Origin of the sequence: Streptomyces odonnellii (assembly GCF_000981895.1) — a bacterium.
In the GTDB taxonomy this organism is placed as follows: Bacteria; Actinomycetota; Actinomycetes; order Streptomycetales; family Streptomycetaceae; genus Streptomyces; species Streptomyces odonnellii.
This window is the reverse complement of sequence record NZ_LATD01000219.1, coordinates 1-20,343: the sequence shown is the minus strand read 5'-3', so window position 1 is coordinate 20,343 and position 20,343 is coordinate 1. Positions and strand designations below refer to the sequence as shown.

Below are 20,343 nucleotides of genomic sequence, written 5' to 3'. Positions count from 1 at the left end.
GGGTGGTACGGGGGGTGGTACGGGTTGGTCCGGGGCGTACGAAGGTGCTACGGCAGGGCGTGGACGTGCGGCCCGACCGCGTTGGACCAGGCGTTGCCCGCCGTCGCGTCCCAGTTGGTGGACCAGGTCATGGCGCCCCGGATGCCCGGGTACGTCCTGGAAGGCTTGAAGGAACCGCAGTTGGTGCCACGGGCCAGGCAGTCCAGCGCGTTCTTCACGATGGACGGGTCGACATAGCCGCTGCCCGCGCCCCGGGTCGAGGCGGGCACCCCGAGACCGACCTGTGACGGGTCGAGGCCGCCTTCGAGCTGGATGCAGGCCAGTGCGGTGAGGAAGTCCACCGAGCCCTGCGAGTAGACCTTGCCGTCACAGCCGAGCATCGAACCGCTGTTGTAGTACTGCATATTGACGACGGTGAGGATGTCCTTCACGTTCAGCGCCGTCTTGAAGTACTCGCCCGCCGTCGACTGCATGTCGATCGTCTGCGGCGCCATCGTCAGCACCAGACCGCTGCCGGCCTTCGCGGAGAGCTGCCGCAGGGCCTTGGTCAGATACGTCGAGTTGATGCCGTGTTCAAGGTCGATGTCGACGCCGCTGAAGCCGTACTCCTGCATCAGCGCGTAGGTGCTGTTGGCGAAGGCGGTGGCGGAGGCGTCACTGTTGATGGTGACATTGCCCTTCTCACCGCCGACCGAGATGATCACCGACTTGCCCGCGGCCTTCTTGGCGGCGATGTCCGCCTTGAAGTCGGCCACCGATCCGTAGCCGACGGCCGGGTCGAGGTTGAAGGTGATCTGGCCGGGCGTGGCCGTCGCGTCGGCGAACGACACCGCGATGATGTCGTACTGCGACTGGACGTCCCGGAGCTTCTGGACCGCCGCGCCGTTGTTGAAGTTCTGCCAGTAGCCGGTCAGGGCGTGCCTGGGCACCGCGGGACCCGGCGGCGGGTTGCCGCCGCCCTGCGAGGTCCTGCCGGTGACCGTGGCGGAGCGCGGCGACTCGCCGGCCGCGTTGGTCGCGGTGACCTGGAAGTCGTACGAGGTGTTCGCGGCCAGCCCCGTCACGGTCGCCGACGTACCGGTGGCCGACAGGACCTTCGTACCGGAGCGGTAGACGTTGTACCCGGTCGCGCCGGACACCGCGTTCCAGTTGAGCGTCACCGAGGACGAGGTCACGGAGCCGACGGCGAGACCGCCGGGCGCCCCGGGGATCTGCGGGCCGGGGTCGGTGCCCCCGCCGCCGTCCGGGCCGAAGACCGAGAAGTCGTCCGCGTAGTAGGGGGCCTGGCCGTACCAGCCGTGGGTGTAGACGGTCACGGACCGGGTGGCGGCGCCGGTCCTGAAGGTGGTGCTGAGCTGCTTCCAGCCGGAGCTGTCCGGGGTCCAGGTCGACACATCGGTCGTACCGGTCCCCTCGGCCCCGAGATACACGTACCCGCCCTGCACCCACGCGCTCAGCGTGTACGTGGAGTTGGGCTGTACGGCGACGGCCTGCCCGCACTTGGCGTTGTCCTGCCCGGCGGGCGTGCCGCGCAGCGCGGCGGCGCCGGCGTGGACGGGGGAGCCGACCGTGGCCCCGCTGCCCGCGGAGCAGGTCCAGTTGGCGAGCCCGGACTCGAAGCCCGCGTTCCTGGCCACATTGATGTCGGCGGCCTGCGCGCTCCCGGAGAGCCCGGTCACACTCAGTGCCCCGGCGGCCAGCACGGCCACCACGCCGCCGATCCAGGTACGTATGCGACCTCTGCCGCCTGGTGCACGTTCCACTTGCTGCCTCCGCTGGTTTCGGGGATGGAGGTACCGAGAGGGGGAACGGTGGCCACCGTCGGGCGTAAAGGTGGTCCAGACCAATCGACTTGTCAAGACCTCTGGCAGAAGGTCGTATACGACGGAGCCCTCACCAGGGCGGCGCCCCGCGGCCCGTGACCGCGGGCCCCGCGCGGTACGGAGAACCCGGGTCAGTCCTCCTGGAGGCGGTCCACCGCGTACCCCGTCACAGAGCCCACCGCCAGGACCGCGTTGGACATCAGCAGGCCCTCGGCGGCCAGGTCCTGCCACTGGAGGGACAGGTTCAGACCCTGGGCCGCGACCGGGACGGTGCACGTCGCCAGGAAGTGCCGGAGCCAGGAGTCGCGGAAGGGGTCGCGGTGGACCCGGCCGGCCGCCCAGGCGGCCAGGGCTATGCAGACCGCGTTGGGGACATGGATCAGCATCAGCCGGCCGCCGAAGGTCTCCAGATTGCTGTCCGAGGCGAGATGGTCGTAGACCACCGTGGCCTGGAGGTACTCCGCGGAGACCAGGACGACGATGCCGGCCGCCCAGGCGCGTACGAGCGCGAAGACCGGCGCCCCGCGCCCCTCGTCCCGCTGGGCGCGCGCCCCCGGGTAGTCGTACCGCGTCATCGCCCCTCGCCTCCGAACAGATCGCCGTGCATCAGAACTCCGTGCCTCGAATCGCCTTGCTGGGACTGCTGTGGTGGGGTGGGGGACCGGTGCGGTGGGAAGGGGCTGTTCCGGGCCGGTCGTACGCCGGCCGTCCTCTCTCAGATCGCCGTGAACAGGAACACCGCCGTAAACCCGGCCGCCGCCAGACCGCAGCCCGCCGCCAGCAGTCCGTACCGCAGCACCGGCGACCAGCCGCCGGGACCCGCGACCGTCGCGGTGCGTTCCGGACCGGCCGGGTCGTACGCCACCGTCACCTCGTCGCCGACCTTCACCCCGCGGCCCGCCAGGTCCTCGAACTCGACCGTCCGCCCGTCCGGGGTGCGGAAGGAGAAGACATGCCGCTCCGCGTCGGAGCGGTTGTACGGTTCGGTCTCGATCCGTACGCAGACACCGGCCGCCCGGCCGCCCGCCCGCAGCGCACGTGCCATCGCCGTCAGCCGGCGTACGCAGTGCACCGCGAGCCAGCCGAACAGCAGCGCCATGGCAAGCGGAAAGAGCAGGTCACCACCAGGAATCTCCATCGCGGGCCCCCGTCTACTCGACCGTGATGGACTCGATGATCCGGTTCAGCTCGCCCTCGGCGAGCTTTCCTCCGGCCGCGTCGATCCGTACCGCGTAGGACTTCTCGGCGGAGTCGAGTCCGGCGACGATCACTCCCTGGTACCGGGTGCCCTTCTCCGTAAAGGCGAAGTTGACGCGCCGGGCCTCCTCGTCGCCGTCGGGTCCGGCGACCGTGATCTCCTCCTGCTTGCCGAGGGTCGAGCCGAGCGCGATGCCCGCCTCCGCGCCGATCGCGGCCTCCTCGGCCGAGTCGGCGTTGGTGAAGCCGAGCTGCACGGTGATGATCGCGACGGACTTGCCGCCTTCGTCGAGGGTGGCGGCCGCCGCGTTGTACTTGCTGCGCTCGGAGTCGGTCTGCGGCGTGAAGGCGGGCGGGTACGCGACCGTGACCGCGGGGGTCTTCAGCGTCTTCCAGCCGTCGGGTACGGTGCCGGCGCCCGTGCCCGTACCGCACCCCGCCGTCAGCAGGACGGCGGCGGAGAGGGCGGTGGCCAGAACCGGCCACCGGGTTGTCTTTCCAGAGACCATCACGAGTGTGCTCCTGTCGCCGCCGGGGTCAGTTCGCACAGTAGCTGTACGGGAGGTAGCTGCGGCTGTCCCCGTGGGGCGCACCGAGGAACTCCGCCTGGTCAAGGGTCTCTTCCTTCTTCTCGGTGGAGACGGAGAAGCCCAGGCTCAGCCCCAGGTTCAGTTCGAAGCCGTACTCCGCGGCGTTCGTCCTGCCGGTGTAGGTCGTCCGGCTGGACAGGCCCTCGTCGAACAGGAGCTGTCCGAACGGGTCGTCCGCGCCCGGCCGCTTCGTCGGCGCGTGGTCATCGAACATGTACGTGAAGGGCGCGGCGTTGTCGCCGTGGCCGTCCAGCCACTCCTGGGCGATACGGCGCTGCTTGTCGCCGTCGCTGCCCGGCGGGATGACGACGGAGTTGGTGACGACCTCGATCCCGGTGTTCTGGTCGCCGCCCTTCGCACCGCCGCTGCCGCCGCGCTTGTCGTCGCCGCTCTTGCCGTTGTCGCCGCCGAGCTTCGCGCCGTCCTTGGTGGCGCCCTTCTCGACCGTACGGGTCATGTCGATCCGCAGCAGCTCGCCGGTCTTCTTGTCGTGCGTGACGGTGATCGTGCCGGTCTGGGTGACCGAGCCGGAGGACTCACCGCTGAGGGGCCCGGCCTCGTATCCGACCTTGCCGCCGTACTCGATGGCCGCGCTGTACGTGTACGCCTTGGTGCCCTTGAAGTCGTTGTCCGTCCAGGTCACCTCGGGGGAGAACTTGAAGTTGCCGCCGAGGGTGCCGCTCAGCTTCTTCTCGTCGCCCGCCGACAGCTTGAGCCCGCCGGCCGCGCTGGCCTCCAGACCGACCTTGCCGTAGCTGATGTGGCGCTTGCCGAGCTTCTCGTCGATGCGCTCTCGGAGCTTCTCCTCCTCGGCCATCGGCCCCTTGCCGAAGAGATAGAGGATGCTGTTGCCGAGACCGCCGCCGCGCGCGTTGGCGTTGCGGTTGGCCAGCTCGTACGTCTTCAGCGATTCGATGTCGTCGCGGAAGGCGGCGGCCTCCTCCTCGCTGTCAAAGACCCAGGTGTCGCCGTTGGTGACCTTGATCCCCGCGCCGAGTTCCACCTTGTCGGCTCCGAACTTGCCGATTTTCGCGCCCGGTTTCCAGTCCTTCTTGGCCGCTACGGAGGCGGCGTCGGTGAAGGTCATCATCACCTGCTGGTCGTTCGCGTCGACCGTGCCGTCCTTGTTGACATCGGTGTTGGCCTGGAAGGTCGTCTGCTGGAACCCGTACTCCTCACCCCACTCGATGAAGAGGACCTTCGCCTTGGCGCCCGCCTTGTCGGTGACCGAGGAGATCTGGCAGAGCGGCGGCTCGTAGTCGGCGTCGGTCCTGGGCTGTGCCTGGTCACCGGTGCCGCCGCCCGTGGTGCACGGGCCGCTGAAGCTCACCAGACAGCGCAGATTGGTGGCGAGGGTCTCGTCGACACCCGTACCGACCATCGCGCCGGCGACCGCGGCCACCACCACGATCACACCGACGTACTCGGTGGCCGTGACACCGCGGTCGCGCCTGCTGCCCCGGACCTGACGCGGACCCAGGCCCGGGCCCGTATGCCCGCGCCGATGCCCGAAGAGGCCCTGGGCCCGCTCCGTTTCCCGTCTCATCCCGACCGTCCCCCTCGGTGGCCGCGCGCCTTTCGCGCGCGGAATCGGAATGGGAGCGTACGAGCGCGGGCAGAGCCGAGGCGTGGGTCCCTGGGCCCAACCCGGGCCCAAACCATCGGGTTTGGAGGCGAAATTCCATCGATTCGAATATTCATTGAAACATGAGTGAACAGGTGACTGCTTCGCCCGAGTTTGCCGGTGCTTGCCGCCTCAAAGTTGGGTCACCGGTATCTGAGAGGTGTTCTCCGTGCGGGGAGTCCTGGATAAAGTGCGGGGGCAGAAGCCCGGAGCAGGAGAGAACCGCGGTCGCCGGAACGCCGACGGCCGGTGCTGAACGGGGAACCAGCGTGCCGACCGCGATTGCTGTCACCAGTCCTGATCTGGTGCTGCCACCGACGGACCATCAGACGCCCACCGCGGCGCTGCTACAGTCGCCCGACGCCCAGCCCCTGGACGCGGCGCTCGCCGACATGCAAGTGCTCGTGGAACAGCACGGCTATGTGATCGGCCTCTACCCGGCCTCCATCCCGGCCGCCCACGAACGGCGGCTGCACACGGTCAGGTCGATGCTGGAGAGCGACCGGATCGCCCTGCTCAAGCTCGATCTGCCGCCACTGGGCGTGGCCGTGCTGGTGCGCCAGTTGCGGCAGTTGTCGATCTGTGACTTCAGCGCCGGAATCGTCGCCTCCGCGGCCCGGCTGCTCTCGCACTACATCTACTCCGGGGCGCTGCTCAACTCCGTCACCAAGCTCGACCGGGTGCCGGTGAGCCTCAAGTCCCATGCCAAGTCCTGGGTGCCGGGCTCGCAGTTCGGCGTCCTCGCCAACCCGGAACCGCAATTGATCAAGATCGGAAACGGTGAGCTGACCGGTCCGGACTTCGGTACACAACTGATGGTCGGAAAGGGGCAATTGCAGTCGGACTGGGTGACCTCGACACTGGCGCCCGCCTGGCGGGTCCAGGGAATTCAGGAGAGCGCCCTTCCCTCCGATTCGCCCCGGTGGTGGGGAACTTCCAAGATGATCGAGTTCGCCGCCTTCCTGCCGGACATCTCCGTTCTCTATCAGTTGGTTTCCTCCGTACGGCGAGAGGTCTGTTCCTGGTGCGGTATCGAACTGATAGGTGACCGCTGCGGATTCTGCTCGGCGCCCGTCAACCCGCCCGAGAACCAGGGGCGCGCGACCGGCGTCCAGAACCAGGGAGCGCCTATCCGGCACGGGTCATAACCCCGGGAGCGGGCAGCGGCCCCGCGCGGACACCGGCCGGCGGCGGCGCCATCGGACCGGCCCCGCCGGTCCGGCAGCCCCGTACACCGCCCGCCTCACCGGCCCCGGCTCATACCCCGAACGCTTCCGACTCCGTCTCCGTACCCCCTGCTCCTGCCCACGCACTCGTACTCATACATCTCCGAACGAGGTTGTTCCGCCCATGAATTCACGGCAACGCCGCGGCGTCATACTCCTTCTGCTCTCGGTGCTCTGCGCCTTCGCCGCCTTCGCCGGTGTTCTTTCGGTGATCAGCGACGTGAATTCGAAGGTCGGCCCCGAGGTCGCCGCGTACCGGCTGAAAGAGGACGTGGCACCGTACACCGCGCTCCAGGCCAATCAGTTCGAGAAGATCACCATGCCGAAGCGGTGGCTCTCGGACAACGCGGTGACCGACCTGGCCGTCGTCAGCGGCAAGATCGCCGTCACCCAGCTCAAGAGGGGCTCGCTGCTCCAGGACGACATGATCGTCAAGCGGCCCGCGCTCGCCAACGACGAGCAGGAGATCGCCATCATGATCGACGCCGCGACCGGAGTCGCCGGCAAGATCACCCCCGGCGACCTGGTCAACATCTTCGCCACCTTCGCCGCCGAGAACGACGGGGCCCGCGCCCAGTCCCGGATCATCGTCTCCAACGCCAAGGTCATCGACGTGGGCCGGCTCACCGCGCTGGAACCGGACCAGAACGACAGGAACCGCAGCACGGTCAGGCAGGCCGTGCCGATCACCTTCGCGCTGAAGACCAAGGACGCGCAGCGCGTCGCGTACGCCGAGTCCTTCGCCCAGCACGTACGGCTCGCGCTCCTCGCCGACGGCAGCCCGACGACGCTGCGTCCGGGGGAGAGCACCTACACCCTCGAAGGGGACAAGTGAGGGACCGAAGAACCGAAGAAGGGGACAAGTGAGGACTGATGACCACCCGAATCCTCCCGGTCGTCGGTGACACCGACGCCGCGCGGTCCATCACCACCCTGCTCAGCCAGCTCCCCGACGCGGAGCCGGCCGCGCCGGTCGGTGACTCGACCTCGCTGATCGACACCCTGGGACGGCTGGCGGCCGAGTCGATCGACGAACTGCCGGAGGTCGTGCTGGTCCATGAACGGATCGGCCCGGTACCGGCACTCGAACTGATTCGGGAGGTGGCCCTCCGGTTCCCCGCCGTCGGGGTCATCCTGGTGACCAAGGACGCGGGCCCCGGCCTGTTCTCGGCCGCGATGGACGCGGGCGCCCGCGGACTGATCGGGCTCCCGCTGTCGTACGAGGAACTGGCCCAGCGCGTCCAGGCCGCGGCCGGCTGGTCGGTGGGGGTACGGCGCCATCTCGGCCAGGGCGCCGAGGTGTTCACCGGCCCCGGCGGTACGGTCGTCACGGTCAGCGGCGCCAAGGGCGGGGTCGGCACGACCCTGATCGCGGTGCAGCTCGCCCTGGCGGCCAAGGCGTCGGGCATGAACACCGCGCTGGTGGATCTGGACCTCCAGTCCGGGGACGTCGCCTCGTACCTCGATGTGCAGTTCCGCCGGTCGATCGTGGACCTCTCCACCATCCAGGACATATCACCCCGAGTGCTCCAGGACGCGGTCTTCATCCACCCCAGCGGCATGGGCCTGCTGCTGGCGCCGGGCGAGGGCGAGCGCGGCGAAGAGGTCAACGAACGCTCCGTACGCCAGATCGTCAGCGCCCTGCGCAACCGGTACGAAGTCGTCGTCGTCGACTGCGGCACCCAGATGAACAGCGCGAACGCGGCCGCCATCGAGATGGCCGACACCACCCTCCTGGTGACCACCCCCGATGTGGTGTCGGTGCGCGCCGCCAAGCGCATGGTCCGCCTCTGGGACCGGCTCCAGATCCGCAAGGCGGAGGAGACGGTGACGGTCGTCAACCGCTACAACAGGAACACCGAGATCCAGCCGCCCCTCATCGAACGGATCACCAGCACCCAGGTCTCCCGGGTGGTCATCCCGGCCAACTTCAAGGAACTCCAGTCGGCGGTGGACGCGGGCCGCATGCAGGACCTGGAGTCCAAGTCCACGGTCAAGCAGGCGATGTGGGGCCTGGCCGGCGAACTGGGTCTGGTGAAGGTGCCGGAAGGCGGCGAGAAGCAGGGCAAGTTCAGAGGAGACCGCGGATCGGTCGGCGTCCTTCGCGGACGATCGAAGCCACAGGACTGATGAGCCGGCACACGTCGGAGGGGGCACGTTGAACCATGAACGTCCAAGGAAGAAGCGCCGGATGGCGTGAGCGCGTGAACGGCCCGGGCTACCGGCCGTACGACGACCGGGGCCAGGCGGCCGTGGAGTTCACCGGACTGGTCCCGATCATCCTGGGCACGGTCATCCTGCTCTGGCAGGCCGCGCTCGTCGGCTACACGTTCTCGCTGGCCGGGAACGCGGCGGACGAGGCGGTACGGGCGGCCACCGTCGCCGAGCCCGGCACCCGTAACGAGGCGTGCCGGGAAGCCGCGCAGGAGGACCTGCCCGGGTCCTGGACCCTCGGCCGGGTGGACTGCACACCCCCCGACGGGGATCTGGTCACGGCGGACGTCGAGGTCAACATCCCCATCCTCTTCCCCGGCTTCGACATCCCGGTCGAGGTCACCGGACACGCCTCCGCCGTGAGGGAGAACTGACCATGCCGAAGGTCATGCGGAAGCGCGCACAGCGCGGACAGCACGGCATACGTGCTGTCGTACGAGATGCCCGCGGCGCACGCGAACAGGGCCAGGCAGCCCTCGAATACGTCGGCGTGATCACCCTGCTGCTCTTCATCGCCCTCGCCGCGATCCAGCTCGGGATCGCCGCGTACGCCGTCCAGCAGGCGGGTACGGCCTCGCGCGCGGCGGCCCGTGCCGCGTCGTACAACGAGGCGACCGGCAACTACCAGCAGACGGGCAAGGCCGCGATGAGCGACTGGCTGGCCGACGAGACCGTCTTCGAGAAGTCCGAGGCGGGCGACGAGATCAAGGTCACCGCGAAGGTCAGGATCCCGGCCCTGCTGCCCGTCTTCGAGTTCCCCCGCGCGGAGAGGAGCGCCACCATGCCCCTCGACTGACCCCGGCCCGCGGCCCTCCGGCCGTACGTACCCCACCACACACCACCGGACCAGCACTCCAGCCACACCAGCAGAACCTGGGAGTTGAGGACATGAGCCTGCGGGCGCGCATCAACAGCCCCGAGCCGACGAACGGGCACAGCGAGGAGAGCCACCTCGTCGGGGTCTATCGCGCCAAGCTCCTGGAGGAGATCGACCTCGCCGAGATGTCCGCGCTCGCCGCGGCGGAGCGCCGGGCCCGCCTGGAGCGGGTCCTCAGCCACATCATCAGCCGGGAGGGGCCCGTCCTCTCCACCGTCGAACGCTCCCAGCTCATCCGCCGGGTCGTCGACGAGGCCCTCGGCCTCGGCATCCTGGAGCCGCTGCTCGAAGACGCCTCCATCAGCGAGATCATGGTCAACGGAGCCGAGCAGGTCTTCGTCGAGCGCGGCGGCCGGCTGGAGATGCTGCCGATGCGGTTCACCTCCAACGAGCAGCTCATGCAGACCATCGAGCGCATCGTCTCCACGGTGAACCGCCGTGTGGACGAGGCGAATCCGATGGTCGACGCCCGGCTCCCGTCCGGCGAGCGTGTCAACGTGATCATTCCGCCGCTCTCGCTGACCGGTCCGATCCTCACCATCCGGCGCTTCCCCAGGGCCTTCACCCTCCAGGAGATGATCAGTCTCGGCTCGCTGGACGAGCAGATGATGGTCCTGCTGGCCGGTCTGGTGCGCGCCAAGTTCAATGTGATCGTCTCCGGCGCCACCGGCACCGGCAAGACCACCCTGCTCAACTCACTGTCCGGGCTGATCCCGGAAGGCGAGCGCATCGTCACCATCGAGGACTCCGCCGAGCTCCAGCTCCAGCAGTCCCATGTGATCACCCTGGAGAGCCGGCCCGCGAACGTCGAGGGCAAGGGCCAGGTCACCATCCGCGACCTGGTCCGCAACTCGCTGCGTATGCGCCCCGACCGCATCATCGTCGGTGAGGTCCGTGGCGGTGAGACCCTCGACATGCTCCAGGCGATGTCCACCGGTCACGACGGCTCGCTCGCGACCGTCCACGCCAACAGCGCCGAGGACGCGCTGATGCGACTCCAGACCCTGGCCTCCATGTCGGAGGTCGAGATCCCGTTCGTGGCGATCAAGGACCAGATCAACAGCGCCGTCGATGTCATCGTGCAGCTCACCCGGCACGCCGACGGCTCCCGCCGCGTCACCGAGATCGCCATCGTCGACTCGCACGGCCGCGAGGAGTACCGGATCGTCTCGGTCTGCCGCTTTCTCGCCGAACCGATGGCCGCGGACGGCCGTATCCACGGGAAGTTCGAGTACTACCCCGTGCCCCGCCGGGTCGCGGAGCGCCTCTATCTGAAGAGCGAGGCCGTCCCGCCGGCCTTCGGGGTCGCCGAGTCCGAGGCGGACCTGGCCGTACGGAGGTCCGTGGCGTGACGCAGACCCCGTCCCCCGGACGCCACCGCGCCCACACGCTCCTGAACCACTCCCCGTCCACCGAGAAGGTCCCCGCACGACATGGATAATCTTCCGCTCCTGACGATGGGCGTCACACTGCTCACCTGTGTGCTCGCCGTCATCGGCGTGCACGTCTACTCGTCGGGCAAGGCCCAGCGGCAGGCGCTCGTCCACCGTATGACCCACACGGGCCAGACGGCCGGTGCGAGCGGCCGCCGCCAGCGCTTCACCGGCATCGACCGTCAGCTCCGTACGACCGCCCTGGGCAAGCGCATCGAGCGCAAGATCGCCGCCACCGGCCTCGATCTCACCCCCGGCGAGTACGTCGTCTACGTGGTGGCCGGGCTGCTCGCGCTGTACTTCGTCATCGGCGCGATATTCGCCCCCTTCTTCGGGGTGCTGGCCGCGCTGATCGGTGTGTGGGGCGGCAACGCCTTCCTCAACTGGCAGCGGACGAAGCGTACCGAGGCGTTCATCAACCAGTTGCCCGAGCTGACCCGCGTCCTGGCCAACGCCACCCAGGCGGGACTCGCCCTGCGCACGGCCCTCGCCATGGCCGCCGACGAACTCGACAACCCCGCGGGCGAGGAACTGCGCCGGGTCGCCGACGAACTCGCCATCGGCCAGACCATGGACGACGCCCTCAGCGAACTCTCCGACCGGCTGCCCTCGCGCGAGCTGGTCGTCCTCGTCACCACCCTGGTGCTCTCCAGCCGGGCCGGCGGCCAGGTCGTCAGCTCCCTGCGCAACCTCACCGAGACGCTGGAGGAGCGCAAGGAGACCCGACGCGAGGTCACCACGATGCTCTCGCAGATCAAGGTCACCGCACTGGCGGTGCCCCTGCTCGGTCTCGGCTTCCTGCTGATGATCAACGGCATGGCGGCCGGGGCGCTGGACAAGATGACGGGCTCGGTGCTGGGCCAGGCCGGGGTCGTCCTGGCCTTCGGCATGTACGCCGTCGGGTTCTTCCTGATCCGGCGCATGTCCCGGGTCCAGGTCTGAGAAGGGGGGAGAGAACATGAGTCTGCTGCTCGCGGTCGTCTTCGGACTGGCTGTCTACGGCGTCTTCCACGGCGTCCGTCTCTACCGCGCCGACGCCAAGCTCCCCGGAGACCTGGCGATCGCACTGGAGGTCGGCGCGACCCGTACCACCGCGGTGGGATCGGGCATCGACCGGCTCGGTATGCGCTGGGCCCCCGACATCCTCCGGATGATGGGCCCGAAGCGGGTCGACGCGCTGCGCCGCCGGCTCGACATGGCGGGCAACCCCGGCGGTATGACCGTCGACCGCTACGCCGCCCGCCGCGCGGTCTACGGATTCCTGGGCGTGCTGGCCGGGTTCGCCCTGCTGGTACGGGGACAGCCGGTCATCGCCATCGTCGCCCTGGCGTACGGACTGGTGTGGACCGATGTCATCCTCCGCGCGCATATCCGCAAGCGCAAGGACGACATCGAGCGCACCCTGCCCGACTTCCTCGATGTGCTCGCCGTCGTCGTCTCCGCCGGCCTCGGCTTCCGCCAGGCCCTGGAGCGCGTCGCCGAGAAGTACAAGGGGCCGTGGTCCGACGAACTCCGTATCACCCTGCGCCAGATGGACATGGGCGTCAGCCGCCGGGACGCCTTCGAACAGCTCCGCAAGCGCAACGCCTCGGAGCAGGTGTCGATGTTCGTCACCGCGCTCCAGCAGGGCGAGGAACTGGGCGCGCCCATCGTCGACACCCTGATCCAGATCGCCAACGACATGCGGCGCGCCGACTCGCAGAACGCCCGGCGCAGGGCGGCACAGGCCGTTCCGAAGACCACGCTCGTCGTCACCATGGTCATGCTCCCGGCGACCATGATCCTGATCGTGCTCAGCTTCTACTACGGCTCGGGCGTCGACTTCGGAGACATTCTCGGCCAGTGACAGCCCCGTACGCCCCGCACAGACCGCAGGACCCCGGCAGACCGTACGACCCGAACGCAGACCGTACGACCCGACCAGGAGGTGACCCACCATGGCCCAGCGGATCGCCACGCTCACCGGCAGCTTCGGCAACGATGTCCCGCGCCCGTCCGACAGCTCCACTCCGACCCGTGTGCCGACTCTGGCGATCCAGGTGAACGCCCTCCAGGCGCTCTGTCGTCAGGTGTTCGCGTTCAGGCTGGCGATGATCGCCCTCGCGGCGCCCTTCGCCCTCAACCGGACGGCACCGGGGCTCGCGATCTGGCTGGTCGGCTCGGCCGTGGTCGTCACCTTCATGGTGTCGTACGTCCTGCTGCGCGACTGGGAGCGGTTCGGGCCCTTCCTGCTGCGCCACCCGGTGCTGCTCGCAGTCGACATGCTGTTCGGCTCGCTGCTGCTGGCCACGGCGTCCCCGGACTCGACACTCGCCTACGTCACCATCTGCACCCCGCTGCTCGCGGGCCTGGTGTACGGCTGGCGCGGTGCCGCGTTCTTCGCCGTACTCCAGTCCCTGATCGTGGCCGCGGCGTACGCGGTCAACAGCGAGGCCGAGGCCGGGTTCAACGCACTGCTGCTGCCCGGCCTGTGTGTCATCGCGGGCGCGATCGGCAGCACCCTGCGCAATCTGATGCTGGGCTTCGGCACCGCCAGCCAGGCCCTGACCGAGGCCCGCGCCCGGCTCGCGGTGCACGGCGCAGTCGAGGAGGAACGGGCCAGGCTCGCCCGGGAGATGCACGACTCCGTGGCCAAGACCCTGCACGGGCTCGCCATGGCGGCGGACGGCCTGGCGGGCTCCGCGGACCGGATGGACCCGCTCACCGTCAAGCACCAGGCGGAGCTGGTCGCCCGCTCGGCACGCCGCGCCGCCGCCGAATCCCGGGAACTGCTCTCCGATCTGCGGCGCGAGTCGGGGCTGGACGGCGGGGTCGACGTACTGACCGAACTGCGTTCGCGCACCGAGGACTTCGCCCGCCGCCACGGTGTCGAGGCGACCTTCGGACGGCTCAGCCCCGTCGTCGTACCGCCCGTCCCGCACGCCGTGGCCCGGCACGCGCTGACCATCGCCAGCGAGGCGATGGAGAACGCCCAGCGCCACGCCCACCCCAGCTTTGTGACGGTCTCGGCAGGGGCCGTCGGCGATGTGCTCCGTATCAGCGTGTACGACGACGGCAAGGGCCTGCCGCCGGGCACGACCCTCGAAGACCTGCGCCGGGCCGGCCACTTCGGCCTGGTCGGCATGGTCGAGCGGGCCGCGTCCATCGGGGCCCGTATCCGCATCGGCCGGGGCCGTGCCGCCAAGGGCACGGAAGTACGGCTGGAACTGCCGCTCACCGCCCTGCGACCTACACATGAGGACCCGTGGGCCAACCAGCCCGCACCACAGCTCAATTGACACCGACCGGGCCCCGAGGGACCAGAACGACCCGCACCCCCGCACCGCACCTGTCCGACCCCACAGACCCCACACTTGAGAGGAGGCCGCAGCCATGCCGGACGACATCTCCAGCAGTTCCGGGCAGCACTGGACACAGCAGTCCCATGTATCGCAGCACACGTCCTCGCACGCCACACCGCTCAGCTCGGAACACACCGCCGGAGTCCCCGCCGCCGCGCCGTCGGCGGCATCCGGAGCACTCCCCGAGGACTTCCCCCTGAAACCGCCCGCCGCGCCGCCGATGCGCGTCGTGGTCGCCGACGACAACCCGGTGGTACGGGCGGGGCTCACCGTCCTGCTCTCCGGGCGTGACGACATCGAAGTGGTCGCGGAGGCCTCGGACGGCCGCCAGGCGTACGAACAGGCCGTCCAGCACCGCCCCGACGTCATCCTGCTGGACGTCAGAATGCCGGGCGTCGACGGGATCTCCGCGCTGCCGCATCTCGTACGGCTGGCACCGGTCATGATGATGACGTACAGCCGCGAGAGCGAGATCGTCCATGAGGCGCTGCGGCTGGGCGCGGGCGGCTATCTCGTGCACGGCGAGTTCACGGCCGACCAACTGGTGCACGCGGTACGGGATGTGAAGCAGGGCCGCGCCCACTTCACCTACTCGGCGTCCAGCGCGCTGCTGGCGACGGTACGGGGCGGCGGCGCCGGTTCCGGGGCCGGCTCCGACGAACGGGGCGCGCGCCTGCCGGAAGGCCTGGGAACGGCCTTCACCGGCCCCGGCTATCTGCCCGCGGTACCGGACCAGCCATCTGCACAAGCACATGCCCCGACCCAGGGGCATCCGCCCCACCTGCCGCCAACGTATATGCAGGCGAGGCAGGTTGACCGAGGATCGGGCACACAGCAATCCTCCTCAGAGTCTTTGCTTTCGCAAGCGAATGTGGGACATTCTCTTCAGGGGCAGCAGAACGGGCCCGTGGAGGGCCTGTACTCCGAACTGAGCCAGCGGGAGGTGGAGATCATGGATCTGATCGCGTCGGGCATGACCAATCAGCAGATCGCCGCCGCCTGCTTCATCAGCCAGAAGACCGTGAAGAACCACATCAACCGCATCTTCGCCAAGCTCAACGCGGGCAGCCGCGGCGAGGCGATAGCCCTGTGGCACGGACTCGCGCGAGGGGGGTCCGGCCATGTCTGAGCACGCACGCGGGGCCCAATCCCCGCGTTGGGCCCGTAGTTGGGCCCTGAGGCCCATGGCGAGGGGTATCTCCCCGGCGTACGTTTCTCATGTCGACAGCGACACCGGCCGGGAGGAAGCCGGGGGCGCGAACGACATCACAGACTCGTACGAGTCGGCCGGCAGACGGCCGGCCGACACCGGAGGAGAACACCATGTCGAACATCACGCTGAAGGCCGCCACCGCCGCCAAGGTCTACGTCGGCACCTGGGCGAACACGACCGTCACGGCCATGAAGGCCCGTCGGGACAAGGGTCAGGGCGCTGTCGAGTATGTCGGTGTGATCGTTCTGGTCGCGCTGATCATCGTGGCGATCGTGGGCACGGGTGTGGCCGAGGACATCGCGACCGGCCTGTCGGACAAGGTCAGCGAGATCCTCGAGGCCAGCTAATCCAGATGACCGCAAGCGATACTCGCGAGTCAGGGCAGGCCGCTCCCATCTACATCACGATGGTGGCGGGCCTGCTCTTTCTCGCGCTCGCGTTCTTCGCGGTCGGTCAGGCCGGCGCCACGCACAACGGAGCCCAGTCGGCGGCGGACGCCGCCGCTCTGGCGGCCGCCCAGGAGTCCCGGGACCAGTTCCGTGAGGACCTGCTCGGAGGCCTGCTGAACCCCGGTTTTCTGGACGACATCTTCAACGGCAATCCGCTCGGCACCTTCGACGGCTGCCAGGCGGCGGAACGCTTCGCCGACCGGAACGGCGCGGATCTGAAGCCGCCGAACGAATGTGTCTGGGCGTCGGGTGGCAGGTGGGGCTTCACGGTCCGTGTCATCACCCAGAAGCCGATGGGCGAGAGCATCCTGCCGGGTACCGCCGACCAGAAGGCCGAGGCCAGTGCCACGGCGGTCGTCGAACCCCGGTGCAGCTTCGAGCCCGCCGAGGAAGAGCCGGAGTCACCGGGTGACGGCGAGTCACCCGAGGGCGGGGACGTGCCGGAGGGCGAGGACGAGCCGGTCTCGCCGGGCGAACTCCGCTGCGATGGTGGCTTGAATTGGCTCATCGATCCGGAGAATCTCGACCTCCTCCCGGACATGGCCGATCTATTCTCCGTCCGACTGGCGCAGGACTGACCGCGAGCGAACGCAAAGGAAACTGGATTAATGAGTCTGTGGCATGGGGCGAAGGCCCGTAGGGCGGCCGGGGCCGCTCTCGCTGTGGTGGCGCTGAGCGTCTCCCTGAGCGCCTGCGGGGGAGGCGACGGCGCTACGAAGGAAGGCGCCAGTTCGTCGTCCTCTGCTCCGGGCGACGACAAGCCCAAGGAAGAGAGCGGTCCCACCGTCCCCGACACCAGCACGACCTTGGCGACGATCAACGGCAGCAACGGTTTCCAGGTCCTCGTTCACACGGCTGTCCGTGACGAGGGCGGGTTCCTGACCGTCACCGGTACGGTCAAGAACACCTCCGGCAGCAATGAGTCGGTGCCGATCCAATGGAACGGGCTGGAGTCGCAGATCAAGGCCAAGGGACGGTCGTTCGGGGGCATGACCCTCGTGGACAAGACGGAGAAGAAGCGTTACTACGTCTTGCGGGACACCGACGGAAACCCCTTGACCACGACCGGTATCACTCGTCTGGACGGGGGGGCCAGCGCGACGTTCTTCGCTCAGTTCCCGGCTCCGCCCGAGTCCACTTCGCAGGTCGACCTCCAGTTGCCGCTGATGCCCTCCGCCACGATCGAGATCTCCTGATGGGCGCCACCACAGCCCGCGCACGCAGGGTCTCCAAGCGTCCGGCGGCGACCGCCATCGCCGCCGCCGTGCTCTTCACCAGCGTCCAGTTCACCATGGCCGCGGGCGCCCGCGCCGACGAGACTCCGAGTACCCCGCCAGGTACGGAGTCGACCTCGCCACCACCCGAGGTGGACGGGAACGCCCCCGGTCTCAAACTCCGCGGCGGTGCCACGCTCGCCCCGGCCAAGGTGCTCGACATCATCTCGGTCGTCGAGTCCGAGGGCGGTGAGGAGCGGCGCGAGGACACCAACGAGAACGTGAAGTTCGCGCTCCAGGCGGAAGTCCTCTTCGGCAAGGACAGCGCCAAGCTGTCCCCGGCCGCCAACTCCCGTATCGCCGCCATCGCCGACGAGATCAAGAAGCAGGGCGCCGCGAAGGTCCGGGTCTTCGGCTTCACGGACGATCTCGGCTCGGCCGCCCATGGAGACGTCCTCTCCAAGCAGCGCGCCGAGGCCGTCCACGGGGTTCTCGACAAGGAGCTGGCCTCGGCCGGCATCACGTACGAGATCCGCGGTTACGGCGAGCAGTACCCGATCGCCGACAACAGCACCGAGGAAGGCCGCAAGAAGAACCGGCGGGTCGAGGTCTCTTTCCCGCGCGGTGAGAGTTCCCAGAACTGACTACGTGGGACTGAAGCGAATTGACGGCCCGTCAGATCCCTTGCTGAGCTGAGAAGTACAAGCCGGGCCCGGGGCCCGGTCCATGGCGAGAGCCGCGGACCGGGCCCCTTGCGTATTTGAGTCCCGGATTGGGTCCCAGGGCCCACGACTGTCCGTTAATGCGCGCATAACCTCGCTTTCATGTCGCCACTGGGGGTAGTGCGTCGTTTTCGTCTTCGCGTGCGGCGGGTCGTGCCGCGTACGGATACGCGATTGCTGGGGCTGCGCAGAGCGCAGCGGGGCCAGGGGACCATCGAGTACGTCGGGCTCGTGGTGATCGTGGCCGCGATCGTCGGCACACTGGTGGCGACCGGGGCCGGACCGACCATCGCCGAGGGCCTCAGTACACAGGTGTGCCGGATCACCGGCGGGAGCAACTGCGGTGGCGGAGGCGGCGAAAGCACCGAAGCCTCGGACGACGGGGACCACGAGGGCGACGACGGCGACGAGCGGGAGCAGGGCGACCCGGCCGACCAGCAGGGCGACCCGTCAGATCCCTCGGACCCCGGCGACCCCGGTGACCCGGCCGACCCCGTCTCCGACGACCAGGGTGAGCCCGGCGAGAAGTCCCAGACGCAGATCGACTACGAAGCCGCCCTCAAGGAACTTCAGGACGCCCAGGCCGCCGAACAGGCCGACTCCGACAAGGCCAAGGAAGCCGCCAAGGAACTCGCGAAGATCCTCGCCGACGAGCTGGGCATCACCGACGCCCTCGACTGCATCACCAAGGGCGACATGGGCGCCTGCACCGAGACCCTCGTCAATGTGCTGCTCAGCCTGGTCGGCGGCGCCGTCGGCAAGCTCGCCGCCAAATACGGCGCCCCGTGGAAGTGGAAGAAGGCCGTCGCACTCATCAAGGCCCTCAAGAAGCACGGCGGTGATCTGTACGACGGCATCAAGGGCCTGATCAAGAACCGCAAGCGCGTCAGCGAGGCCGAGGACAGACTCGCCGACGCGAAGCGCAAGCTCGACGCCGACAAACCCAAGGACCCCGAAGACCCGGAGAACCCGAAGGATCCGGACAAGCAGCCCACCACCTGCCCCGTCCGCCACAGCTTCCTGCCCGGCACCCCGGTGCTCCTCGCCGACGGCCGCCGTATGGCCATCGACCGGGTCCCCGTGGGCGCCCGCGTCCTCGCCACCGACCTGGTGACCGGTGTGACCGCGGCGCGGCCCGTCGTACGGACCATCACCACCCACGACGACAAGGACTTCACCCGCCTCACCGTCGCCACCCCCTCGGGCCCCGCGGCCATCACGGCCACCGACACCCACCCGTTCTGGCTCACCGGCCCCGGCCGCTGGACGGACGCCGCCGACATCCGTCCCGGCGACGACCTCCGTACGCCCTCGGGCGCGCCCATGCGGGTCGTGACGACCGGCCACTTCACCGAGCGCCGGACCACCCATGACCTCACGGTCGCGGGCATCCACTCGTACTACGTCTTCGCCGGCTCCGTCCCCGCCCTGGTGCACAACCAGGACATCTGCGAGCCGCTGACCCGCGAACAGCTCGACGAGGCGTACAAGGCCAACAACTCCCAGAAGGTCCTCGACCATGTCTTCAACAAGGCCGACCACGGCTTCGACGACCTGGTCCGCAAGTCGGGCGGCCGCGAGCAGGCACTGAAGAAGATCATCGACAGTCTGGGCGACGGCCCCATGACCCAGAAGCCCGGTGGCCAGCCGGGCGAATTCGAACTCAGCCGGGTCGTCGAGGGTGAGACCGTCACCATTCGCGGGCGTATGGTCAACGGGATCGCCCGGATCAGCACCGCGTTCATCCCCGCCAAGCACCCGGGAAACAGGTAACACGTCCATGGATCAGGTGGATATGGATCAGGTGGGTCAGGAGTACGCCGAGGTCAAGAGGCTTGCCCTGGAAGAGGGTTCGACCGCCCGGCTGCTCGACTACGTACAGGTCGTCTTCGGCCTGGAGTGGTTCGACGAGGAGAGCGCGGCGGTCGCCGCCGTCACCCGCGTCGCCGCCGAGCACCCCGGAGAACCCCGCGCCGCCCTCCTCTTCTCGCACAGTGCCCTGCACATCCAGCTCGACGAGGACGCCGTCCGCCGCGGCGGCGAGCTGCTGTCGCGGATCGCGGAGGACTCGCCGTACTGGCCCCTGGCCGCCGTCCAGTTGGCCGCCGTCAACGAGTGGAACGGCGTGGACCGCAGCGACCCGGAGCTGACGTTCAGACTCATCGCGGAGTCGGTGGCGCGCGCCCCCGAGCTGACCTCCAACACCTCCTGGCTCGGCCGCCTGTACGCGCGGCGCGGCGATACGGCGCAGGCCCGGCGGTATCTGGAGCGGGCCAGGGCGAACATCCTGGGGGAGCGCGAGCGGGCCGCCCTCTCCCTGGTCGAGCGCGCCTGGCACGAGTGCTTCACCGGCCGCCTCGCCTCGCCGGTCGGCATCGAGATGGATCTCGCCGCCCTCCCCTGACCCCCCTGGCTGCTGC

The 20,343-nt window shown here is 68.9% G+C and carries 21 protein-coding genes; 16 read left to right on the top strand and 5 right to left on the bottom strand.

What is annotated here, in order from left to right; genetic code table 11:
* Positions 1–47: 47 nt before the first annotated feature.
* From WH07_RS20675 to WH07_RS20655, 5 genes are all read right to left on the bottom strand, one after another.
* Positions 48–1,763, bottom strand: coding sequence for a chitinase (locus WH07_RS20675; RefSeq protein ID WP_046502043.1), 1,716 nt, complete (start codon positions 1,761–1,763; stop codon positions 48–50).
* Between the two features lie 191 nt (positions 1,764–1,954).
* Positions 1,955–2,398 carry a hypothetical protein gene (locus tag WH07_RS20670; RefSeq protein ID WP_046502040.1) on the bottom strand — a complete coding sequence of 148 codons (444 nt, stop codon included), beginning with the start codon at positions 2,396–2,398 and terminating at the stop codon, positions 1,955–1,957.
* Between the two features lie 140 nt (positions 2,399–2,538).
* A complete protein-coding gene (locus tag WH07_RS20665) occupies positions 2,539–2,961 on the bottom strand; it encodes a DUF3592 domain-containing protein (RefSeq protein WP_046502037.1) in 423 nt (140 codons plus the stop codon).
* A gap of 13 nt (positions 2,962–2,974) precedes the next feature.
* Positions 2,975–3,529 (bottom strand): hypothetical protein, encoded by a 555-nt coding sequence (locus tag WH07_RS20660; protein WP_046502034.1) that lies wholly within the window; start codon positions 3,527–3,529, stop codon positions 2,975–2,977.
* 28 nt (positions 3,530–3,557) lie between these two features.
* On the bottom strand, positions 3,558–5,156 hold the full coding sequence (locus WH07_RS20655; protein ID WP_232788990.1) for a hypothetical protein: 1,599 nt from the start codon (positions 5,154–5,156) through the stop codon (positions 3,558–3,560).
* 347 nt (positions 5,157–5,503) lie between these two features.
* On the opposite strand from WH07_RS20655, the gene WH07_RS20650 reads away from it, so the two are divergent.
* From WH07_RS20650 to WH07_RS20575, 16 genes are all read left to right on the top strand, one after another.
* A complete protein-coding gene (locus WH07_RS20650; RefSeq protein ID WP_046502031.1) occupies positions 5,504–6,382 on the top strand; it encodes a hypothetical protein in 879 nt (292 codons plus the stop codon).
* A gap of 202 nt (positions 6,383–6,584) precedes the next feature.
* Positions 6,585–7,295, top strand: coding sequence for a Flp pilus assembly protein CpaB (gene cpaB, locus WH07_RS20645; protein WP_046502028.1), 711 nt, complete (start codon positions 6,585–6,587; stop codon positions 7,293–7,295).
* Positions 7,296–7,333: 38 nt separating this feature from the next.
* Positions 7,334–8,590, top strand: a complete 1,257-nt coding sequence (locus tag WH07_RS20640) for an AAA family ATPase (RefSeq protein WP_046502026.1) — start codon at positions 7,334–7,336, stop codon at positions 8,588–8,590.
* Positions 8,591–8,664: 74 nt separating this feature from the next.
* Entirely contained in the window at positions 8,665–9,048 is a 384-nt protein-coding gene (locus tag WH07_RS20635; protein ID WP_046502022.1) for a TadE family protein, read from the top strand.
* Positions 9,049–9,050: 2 nt separating this feature from the next.
* Positions 9,051–9,470 (top strand): TadE family protein, encoded by a 420-nt coding sequence (locus tag WH07_RS20630; protein ID WP_232788989.1) that lies wholly within the window; start codon positions 9,051–9,053, stop codon positions 9,468–9,470.
* A 92-nt stretch (positions 9,471–9,562) separates the two neighbouring features.
* Entirely contained in the window at positions 9,563–10,903 is a 1,341-nt protein-coding gene (locus tag WH07_RS20625; protein WP_046502019.1) for a CpaF family protein, read from the top strand.
* Positions 10,904–10,984: 81 nt separating this feature from the next.
* Complete coding sequence (locus WH07_RS20620) at positions 10,985–11,926, top strand: type II secretion system F family protein (RefSeq protein WP_046502016.1); 942 nt, start codon at positions 10,985–10,987, stop codon at positions 11,924–11,926.
* A 16-nt stretch (positions 11,927–11,942) separates the two neighbouring features.
* Entirely contained in the window at positions 11,943–12,830 is an 888-nt protein-coding gene (locus tag WH07_RS20615; protein ID WP_046502012.1) for a DUF5936 domain-containing protein, read from the top strand.
* A gap of 91 nt (positions 12,831–12,921) precedes the next feature.
* Positions 12,922–14,262, top strand: a complete 1,341-nt coding sequence (locus WH07_RS20610) for a sensor histidine kinase (RefSeq protein WP_079023400.1) — start codon at positions 12,922–12,924, stop codon at positions 14,260–14,262.
* Between the two features lie 94 nt (positions 14,263–14,356).
* Complete coding sequence (locus tag WH07_RS20605) at positions 14,357–15,454, top strand: response regulator transcription factor (RefSeq protein WP_046502008.1); 1,098 nt, start codon at positions 14,357–14,359, stop codon at positions 15,452–15,454.
* Positions 15,455–15,648: 194 nt separating this feature from the next.
* A complete protein-coding gene (locus WH07_RS20600) occupies positions 15,649–15,885 on the top strand; it encodes a hypothetical protein (protein ID WP_046502006.1) in 237 nt (78 codons plus the stop codon).
* Between the two features lie 5 nt (positions 15,886–15,890).
* The gene (locus tag WH07_RS20595) at positions 15,891–16,565 is read left to right on the top strand and encodes a pilus assembly protein TadG-related protein (protein ID WP_063775798.1); all 675 of its coding nucleotides are present in this window, start codon (positions 15,891–15,893) and stop codon (positions 16,563–16,565) included.
* Positions 16,566–16,595: 30 nt separating this feature from the next.
* Entirely contained in the window at positions 16,596–17,183 is a 588-nt protein-coding gene (locus WH07_RS20590) for a hypothetical protein (RefSeq protein ID WP_046502000.1), read from the top strand.
* Positions 17,183–17,845, top strand: coding sequence for an OmpA family protein (locus WH07_RS20585; RefSeq protein ID WP_046501998.1), 663 nt, complete (start codon positions 17,183–17,185; stop codon positions 17,843–17,845). The genes WH07_RS20590 and WH07_RS20585 overlap by 1 nt, the downstream gene beginning before the upstream one ends.
* Positions 17,846–18,064: 219 nt before the next feature.
* On the top strand, positions 18,065–19,696 hold the full coding sequence (locus WH07_RS20580; RefSeq protein WP_157877395.1) for a Hint domain-containing protein: 1,632 nt from the start codon (positions 18,065–18,067) through the stop codon (positions 19,694–19,696).
* 7 nt (positions 19,697–19,703) lie between these two features.
* Positions 19,704–20,327, top strand: a complete 624-nt coding sequence (locus WH07_RS20575) for a hypothetical protein (RefSeq protein WP_157877394.1) — start codon at positions 19,704–19,706, stop codon at positions 20,325–20,327.
* The last annotated feature ends 16 nt before the right edge of the window (positions 20,328–20,343 follow it).

Bases quoted from the DNA above. Each gene is read 5' to 3' on its own strand.
- WH07_RS20640 (WP_046502026.1), top strand. From the start codon at position 7,334: ATGACCACCCGAATCCTCCCGGTCGTCGGTGACACCGACGCCGCGCGG.
- WH07_RS20620 (WP_046502016.1), top strand. From the start codon at position 10,985: ATGGATAATCTTCCGCTCCTGACGATGGGCGTCACACTGCTCACCTGT.
- WH07_RS20590 (WP_046502000.1), top strand. From the start codon at position 16,596: ATGAGTCTGTGGCATGGGGCGAAGGCCCGTAGGGCGGCCGGGGCCGCT.
- WH07_RS20655 (WP_232788990.1), bottom strand. From the start codon at position 5,156: ATGAGACGGGAAACGGAGCGGGCCCAGGGCCTCTTCGGGCATCGGCGC.
- WH07_RS20670 (WP_046502040.1), bottom strand. From the start codon at position 2,398: ATGACGCGGTACGACTACCCGGGGGCGCGCGCCCAGCGGGACGAGGGG.
- WH07_RS20665 (WP_046502037.1), bottom strand. From the start codon at position 2,961: ATGGAGATTCCTGGTGGTGACCTGCTCTTTCCGCTTGCCATGGCGCTG.
- WH07_RS20575 (WP_157877394.1), top strand. From the start codon at position 19,704: ATGGATCAGGTGGATATGGATCAGGTGGGTCAGGAGTACGCCGAGGTC.
- WH07_RS20625 (WP_046502019.1), top strand. From the start codon at position 9,563: ATGAGCCTGCGGGCGCGCATCAACAGCCCCGAGCCGACGAACGGGCAC.
- WH07_RS20660 (WP_046502034.1), bottom strand. From the start codon at position 3,529: ATGGTCTCTGGAAAGACAACCCGGTGGCCGGTTCTGGCCACCGCCCTC.
- WH07_RS20630 (WP_232788989.1), top strand. From the start codon at position 9,051: ATGCCGAAGGTCATGCGGAAGCGCGCACAGCGCGGACAGCACGGCATA.
- WH07_RS20610 (WP_079023400.1), top strand. From the start codon at position 12,922: ATGGCCCAGCGGATCGCCACGCTCACCGGCAGCTTCGGCAACGATGTC.
- WH07_RS20615 (WP_046502012.1), top strand. From the start codon at position 11,943: ATGAGTCTGCTGCTCGCGGTCGTCTTCGGACTGGCTGTCTACGGCGTC.
- cpaB (WP_046502028.1), top strand. From the start codon at position 6,585: ATGAATTCACGGCAACGCCGCGGCGTCATACTCCTTCTGCTCTCGGTG.
- WH07_RS20605 (WP_046502008.1), top strand. From the start codon at position 14,357: ATGCCGGACGACATCTCCAGCAGTTCCGGGCAGCACTGGACACAGCAG.
- WH07_RS20585 (WP_046501998.1), top strand. From the start codon at position 17,183: ATGGGCGCCACCACAGCCCGCGCACGCAGGGTCTCCAAGCGTCCGGCG.
- WH07_RS20600 (WP_046502006.1), top strand. From the start codon at position 15,649: ATGTCGAACATCACGCTGAAGGCCGCCACCGCCGCCAAGGTCTACGTC.
- WH07_RS20595 (WP_063775798.1), top strand. From the start codon at position 15,891: ATGACCGCAAGCGATACTCGCGAGTCAGGGCAGGCCGCTCCCATCTAC.